At 69.1% G+C, this 6,607-nt stretch carries 6 protein-coding genes and 1 pseudogene; 3 read left to right on the top strand and 4 right to left on the bottom strand.

Going from position 1 to position 6,607, the window contains the following annotated elements:
• Nucleotides 1-236: pseudogene (locus BGO22_RS18305) on the top strand (class II fumarate hydratase); the annotation flags it as partial.
• Nucleotides 237-263: 27 nt separating this feature from the next.
• Here BGO22_RS18305 and pcaF read toward each other — a convergent pair.
• From pcaF to BGO22_RS18290, 3 genes are read right to left on the bottom strand one after another with little or no spacing between them, the layout of a single operon-like run.
• Nucleotides 264-1,472 carry a 3-oxoadipyl-CoA thiolase gene (gene pcaF, locus BGO22_RS18300; protein ID WP_070398036.1) on the bottom strand — a complete coding sequence of 403 codons (1,209 nt, stop codon included), beginning with the start codon at nucleotides 1,470-1,472 and terminating at the stop codon, nucleotides 264-266.
• A 25-nt stretch (nucleotides 1,473-1,497) separates the two neighbouring features.
• Nucleotides 1,498-2,154, bottom strand: coding sequence for a 3-oxoacid CoA-transferase subunit B (locus BGO22_RS18295; protein WP_070398035.1), 657 nt, complete (start codon nucleotides 2,152-2,154; stop codon nucleotides 1,498-1,500).
• Nucleotides 2,151-2,867 carry a 3-oxoacid CoA-transferase subunit A gene (locus BGO22_RS18290; protein WP_070398034.1) on the bottom strand — a complete coding sequence of 239 codons (717 nt, stop codon included), beginning with the start codon at nucleotides 2,865-2,867 and terminating at the stop codon, nucleotides 2,151-2,153. The genes BGO22_RS18295 and BGO22_RS18290 overlap by 4 nt, the downstream gene beginning before the upstream one ends.
• 125 nt (nucleotides 2,868-2,992) lie before the next feature.
• Here BGO22_RS18290 and BGO22_RS18285 point away from each other — a divergent pair, with 125 nt between their 5' ends.
• Entirely contained in the window at nucleotides 2,993-3,799 is an 807-nt protein-coding gene (locus BGO22_RS18285; RefSeq protein WP_070398033.1) for an IclR family transcriptional regulator domain-containing protein, read from the top strand.
• A gap of 920 nt (nucleotides 3,800-4,719) precedes the next feature.
• Here the strand turns inward: BGO22_RS18285 and BGO22_RS18280 are convergent.
• Nucleotides 4,720-5,505, bottom strand: a complete 786-nt coding sequence (locus tag BGO22_RS18280; protein WP_175442797.1) for an AraC family transcriptional regulator — start codon at nucleotides 5,503-5,505, stop codon at nucleotides 4,720-4,722.
• An 83-nt stretch (nucleotides 5,506-5,588) separates the two neighbouring features.
• Here BGO22_RS18280 and BGO22_RS18275 point away from each other — a divergent pair.
• Nucleotides 5,589-6,607 (top strand): MFS transporter (locus tag BGO22_RS18275; RefSeq protein WP_286852099.1); only part of this gene is annotated, 1,019 nt, incomplete at its 3' end.

Here is a 6,607-nt window from a genome sequence, read left to right as displayed (position 1 = left end):
ATGGCATGCGCAGCTTCGAGGAACATGCCGTGCGCGGCATGGAGGCCGACCGCGAGCGCATCGCGGCCACGCTCTCGCCCGCGATGCTGCAGGCCACGCTGTTGGCCAAGCGCATCGGGCACGAGGAAGCGGCCCTGCTGTACCGCGAGGTGCAGGCCTCGGGCCGGCCGCTGCGCGAGCTCGTGCTCGAACGCGGGCTGGCCAGCGCCGAGCAGTTCGACGCCTGGGTGAAGTGAACGCCCAGGCGTGCGGACTGGGCGCCGTCAGACCTTCTCGACGATCACCGCGATGCCCTGGCCCACGCCGATGCACATGGTGCACAGCGCGTAGCGCCCGCCCGTGGCGTGCAGGCGGTTGACGGCCGTGGTGGCCAGGCGGGCGCCGCTGGCGCCCAGCGGGTGGCCCAGGGCGATGGCGCCGCCCCAGGCGTTCACGCGCGCATCGTCGTCCTTGAGGCCGAGCATGCGCAGCACCGCCAGGCCCTGGGCCGCGAAGGCTTCGTTGAGCTCGATCACGTCCATCTGCTCCAGCGTGAGGCCGGTGAGCGCGAGCACCTTCTCGGTGGCGGGCGCGGGGCCGATGCCCATCACGCGCGGGGCCACGCCGGCCGTGGCCATGCCGACCACGCGCGCCTTGGGCGTGAGGCCGTGCTTGGCCGCGCTCGCCTCATCGGCCAGCAGCAGGGCGCAGGCGCCGTCGTTCACGCCGCTGGCGTTGCCGGCGGTGACGCTGCCCTCGGGCCTGACCACGCCCTTGAGCTTGGCCAGCGCCTCCAGGCTGGTTTCGCGCGGGTGCTCGTCCTTGTCGACGATGACCGGCTCGCCCTTCTTCTGCGGGATGGTCACCGGCACGATCTCGCGCGCCAGGTGGCCGGCCTTCTGCGCGGCCACGGCCTTGAGCTGGCTGGCCAGGGCCATGCGGTCCTGGGCCTCGCGCTCGATCTTGTGGTCAACCGCCACGTTCTCGGCCGTCTCGGGCATGGAGTCCACGCCGTACTGCGCCTTCATGAGCTTGTTGACGAAGCGCCAGCCGATGGTGGTGTCGTACACCGCGTTGGCGCGGCTGAAGGCGCTCTCGGCCTTGGGCATGACGAAGGGCGCGCGGCTCATGCTCTCCACGCCGCCGGCGATCATCAGACCCGCCTCGCCGGCCTTGATGGCGCGCGCCGCGCTGCCCACCGCGTCCAGGCCCGAGCCGCAAAGGCGGTTGATGGTGGCGCCGGGCACCTCGATCGGCAGGCCCGCCAGCAGCGCGGCCATGCGCGCCACGTTGCGGTTGTCCTCGCCGGCCTGGTTGGCGCAGCCGTACAGCACGTCGACCACGGCGGCCCAGTCCACGGTCGGGTTGCGCTCCATCAAGGCCTTGATGGGGATCGCACCGAGGTCGTCGGTGCGCACGCTGGACAGCGCGCCGCCGTAGCGGCCGAAGGGGGTGCGGATGGCGTCGCAGATGAAGGCTTGGCGGGTGCTCATGGGTTCTCCGGAAAAGTGAAGGGGTTCAGGCCGGCGTGGCCGGGGCGGCGATGGGCAGGCCCACGAGGCGCTGCAGTTCGTCGAGAGAAAGGCCTTCGACCGTGTCGATCAGGCGCAGGCCCCGGGGCGTGCATTCGAGCGTGGCCAGGTCGCTGTAGATGCGCTTGACGCAGCCGATGCCGGTGAGCGGGTAGCTGCATTGCGACACCACCTTGCTCGCGCCTTGCTTGGTGAGCAGGTCCATCATCACCCAGGTCTGTTTGGCGCCGATGGCCAGGTCCATGGCGCCGCCCACGGCCGGGATGCTGCCGGGCTCGCCGGTGCTCCAGTTGGCCAGGTCGCCGGTGGCCGAGACCTGGAAGGCGCCCAGCACGCAGATGTCCAGGTGGCCGCCGCGCATCATGGCGAAGCTGTCGGCGTGGTGGAAGAAGGCACCGCCGGGCAGCAGGCTCACGGGCTGCTTGCCGGCGTTGATGAGGTCGTAGTCTTCTTGGCCGCTGGCCGGCGCCGGGCCCATGCCGAGGATGCCGTTCTCGCTGTGCAGGATTACCTCGATGCCGGGCGGCAGGTGGTTGGCCACCAGCGTGGGCTGGCCGATGCCCAGGTTGACGTAGGCGCCGTCGTGGATGTCCTGCGCGACGCGCTTCGCGAGCGCGTCCTTGGTTCTGCGCTGGTAGCTCATGCCGCCTCCTTGAAGCCGCCGGCCTGCGTGGCCACGCGCGCTATCTTCACCACCGCGCTGACGTGGATGCCAGGGGTGACGATGGTCTCGGGGTCGAGCGAGCCGAGTTCGGCGATGTCGAACACGCTGGCGATGCAGCGCCTGGCCGCGGTGGCCATCACTGGGCCGAAGTTGCGCGCGGCCTTGCGGTAGACCAGGTTGCCCCAGCGGTCGCCGCGCTCGGCCTTGATGAGCGCCACGTCGCCGTGGATGGGGTACTCCAGCACATAGGGCCGGCCATCGATGACCCGCGTTTCCTTGGGCGAGCCGTCGGCGTTCTTCGCCAGTTCGGTGCCATAACCCGTGGGTGTGAAGAAGGCGCCGATGCCCGCGCCCGCGGCGCGCAGGCGCTCGGCCAGGTTGCCCTGCGGCACCAGTTCGAGTTCGATCTGCTTCGAGCGGTACAGGCCGTCGAACACCTGGCTGTCGGCCTGGCGCGGGAAGCTGCAGATGATCTTGCGCACGCGCCCGGTCTTGAGCAGTGCGGCCAGACCGTGTTCGCCGTTGCCGGCGTTGTTGTTCACCACGGTGAGGTCGCGCGCGCCTTGTTCGATCAGGCCGGCGATGAGTTCGTTGGGAATGCCGGCGGTGCCGAAGCCGCCGATGAGCACGGTGGCGCCGTCGCGCACGCCGTGCAGGGCCTCGGCCACCGAGGAAGCGATCTTGTTGATCACGGGGATTGGTCTCCGGACAGAACGCTGAAACAGCGGGGAGGGGCGCTTGCCGTGCCGATCGTCAAATGTTCTAATGACGAACACTTGTTCGATTGACGAATCATTCTAATCGTCCACCAAAGCCCATGGCAACCCACGCCCGTCGCGCACCCGACGCCCCCACGCCCGGCGATGGCTACGTGCAGTCCTTCGCGCGTGGGCTGGAGGTGATCCGTTCCTTCAGTGCCGAAGCCTCGGAGCAGACCCTGTCGGAAGTGGCGGCGCGCAGCGGGCTCACGCGCGCCGGGGCGCGGCGCATCCTGCTCACCCTGCAGACCCTGGGCTACGTCGACAGCGACGGCAAGCTGTACCGCCTCACGCCCCGCATCCTGGACCTGGGCTTTGCCTACCTCACGTCCATGCCGATCTGGAACCTGGCCGAGCCGGTGATGGAGCGCCTGGCCGATGCGGTGGGCGAGTCGTGCTCGGCGGCGGTGCTGGACGGCAGCGACATCGTCTACGTGCTGCGTGTGCACACGCACAAGATCGTCTCGCTCAACCTCAATGTGGGCACGCGCCTGCCGGCCTACTGCACCTCGCTCGGCCGTGTGCTGCTGGCGGGGCTGGACGACGCCGAGGTGAAGGCGCGGCTGAAGGCCAGCGAGCGGCGCGCGAACACGCGCCACACGGCCACCGAGCCGGCCGAGATCCTGGCGCGAGTGCAGCAGGTGCGCCGCCAGGGTTGGGCGCTGGTGAACCAGGAGCTGGAGGAGGGCCTGATCTCCATCGCGGCGCCGGTGAGAAACCGCGCGGGCGCGGTGATCGCGGCGCTCAACGTGTCGGGGCAGGCGAACCGCACCTCGGCGACGGTGATGAAGGAGCAGCTGCTCCCGAAGCTGCGGGCGGCGGCGGATGAGGTGTCGTCTTTGCTGGGGCGTGCCGGGCGGGGGTGAGTCGGTGACGTGGTGGGCAGGGCGAGGGCATCGCTCGGCCTCGGCTGGTGAAGGGCGGGCGGTCGCCGGGAAACGATGGCGGGAATGCGTCCTGGCTCGAATGGGGGGGCGCGTCGACTAGGATGGCGGCTCACGGCCAGAAGTGGACGTTCGCCAAGGGCAGCCTTTGAGGGGAAGCTACGCAATGCGCTTCGATAATTCGCTCAATCGGCTGCGCCTTTTTGGCTCTCTGCGCGCTGCGTACTACGGCGCTGAGTACCTCCATCGCTAGGGGCACGGATGCTCCTCTACAAGTACCGTAACTGCGCCCAACGGACGTGGGAGCTTCTACTCAATCGGAAGCTCTTCTTCGCCACACCGGAGCAACTCAACGATCCACTAGATTCCTCGATCGACATCCAGTCGGAGTACGAGCGGGCAAAGAAGTTGGTGCACGATTCGGATGACCACCCCGAGCGCCGCAAATCATTCTTGATCTTCTTGCTTGATGGATACCACCGCTTCAACGATCCAACTACGGGTAAGCAGACCCGTATCTGCTTTTCTATCTACGCTGGAACGAGTAGCGCAGTCCGGGCAGGTGGGAAGCCCGCTTTGGGCCCCAAGCGGGCACCTGAAAACGAAGCAGTTGCCCCGGTGGTGCACCAAGGCATCCGCCGTCAGGGGAGGCGCCCTGTGCGGGACGGCGCCTGTGCAGTGCCGAGAAGCGCAGGGTGGGTGGCCCGCGCGCGCAGCGCGCTTCGTGAACCGACTCGCGGCATCTGTTTGAACGGAGCGCGCCAGGCGCGCGCAGTGAGTTATGCCGCGTGGCCGCTCACCCGAGCATCGCAGGGAACCCCTCGCGCAGCGAGGGGCGCTGCAGTGAAGCCGTCCCGCACAGGGCGCCTGCCCTGACACCCGCCAACCCGCGTTCCCTCACCTCACCCCACCCCACCCAATACCTTCCTCGGCGCCCGCCCGAACTGTTTGGCGAACATCTTCCCGAAGGCCGAGGCGCTGGCGTAGCCGAGCTCGTCCGCCAACTGCCCGATGTTCATGCCCTGGTCGCTCAGCGCGAAGGCGCGCATCAGCCGCGCCTGCTGGCGCCAGCGGTGCAGGCTCAGGCCCGTTTCCTGCGGGAACAGCCGGATCACGCTGCGCTCGGACAGGCCCACCTCGCGGCCCAGTTCGGCGATGGAGGCGGCCTCGCCCGGGTTCTCGATCAGCCATTGGCACAGGCGCGCGAGGCGCTTGTCCTCGGGCAGCTTCAGCGACAGAGGCCGGGGCTCCAGCCAACCCACCTCGTCGACGATCAGGTCCATCAGGCGCGCGTCGGCGCTGTCGAGCGCGTAGCGCGGCGGGATCGTCATCGCGCGCAGGATCAGCTCGCGCAGCAGGGGCGTGATCGCCAGCACCTGGCAGTCGCGGCCCTGGCCGGTGACGGTGCCGGGCTGGAAGTACAGGGTCCGCATCTCCACCTCGGTGTCCATGCGGATCTGGTGCACGGTGTGCGCGGGCATCCACATGCCGTGGCTGGGCGGCAGGGTCCAGATGAAGCCCTTGGCGCGGATCGTCATGACGCCGCGGATGGCGTAGATCAGCTGGTCGCGCGCGTGCAGGTGCGGGGCGATTTCCGTGCCGGCGGGGTCGGAGCGCGCCAGCGCGGCCACGGGGCGCGGCACCCGGTTGGCGGCCTGCGCATCGGCGCTGGGACCCCGGCGCAGCACGCCGGGGCGGCTTGGCGGTTTTGGACGCATTTCTGGCGGTCTTGAATTTCTCCCGCGCAGCTTAACCGGCGATGATCGCCCCCATGCACAACAAGACCACCCAGACCCTGTTGAACGTGGGCCACGCCATGGACCACATGATGCTGCTGATCTTCGCCACCGCCGTGACCAGCATCGCCGCCGAGTTCGGCCTGGCGCGCTGGGAGGACCTCATGCCCTACGGCGTGGCGGCATTCTTCTTCTTCGGCATCGGCTCGCTGCCCGCGGGCAAGCTGGGCGACCACTGGGGGCGCCGCAAGATGATGCTGGTGTTCTTCTTCGGCATGGGCCTGGCCTCGCTGCTCGTGGCCGCCACGAACACGCCGCTGCAGATGGCGTTCGCGCTGGCGCTGCTGGGCGCCTTCGCGTCGATTTACCACCCGGTGGGCATTCCCATGCTGGTGCAGGGCGCGCCGCGCCCGGGTTGGACCATCGGCGTGAACGGCCTGGCGGGCAACCTGGGCGTGGCCTTCGCGGCCATCGTCACGGGCTTTCTCGTGAAGTACGCCGGCTGGCGCGTGGCCTTCGTGGTGCCCGGGCTGGTCTGCCTGGCCTGCGGTCTGCTGTTCGCCGTCTACGGCTCGCGCGAGAGCGCGGCGCCGGCCAAGAAAAAGGGCGGCGCGGCGCAGGTGACCGGGGTGCCGATGGCGCGGCTGTTCCTCATCATGACCATGGCCGCCACCAGCGGCAGCCTGCTGTTCAACTTCTCCACCAACGCCAACTTCGAGCTGCTGACCGATCGCCTGCGCGAGGTCTCGCAGGACCCGGCGCGCATCGGCACGCTGCTGGCGCTGGTCTACGCGGTGGCCTCGGTCACGCAGCTGATCGTGGGGCACCTGATCGACCGGCACTCGCTCAAGCGGCTCTACGTCGGCGTCATCACCCTGCAGGCGCTGCTGCTGGCACTGGCCACCACGCTCGACGGCTGGGCCTTCCTGTTCATTCAGCTGCTGTTCATGTCGGCGATCTTCGGCGCCATCCCCTTCACCGACGCGATGATCGTGCGCTTCGTCGACGACGGCATGCGCTCGCGCGTGGCCGGCATGCGGCTGGCGGTGTCGCT

The sequence above is a fragment of the Hydrogenophaga sp. 70-12 genome (assembly GCF_001897365.1).
GTDB lineage: Bacteria > Pseudomonadota > Gammaproteobacteria > Burkholderiales > Burkholderiaceae_C > Hydrogenophaga > Hydrogenophaga borbori.
Note: the sequence above shows the minus strand (reverse complement) of the source record. Positions and strands in the feature narration are given on the sequence as shown.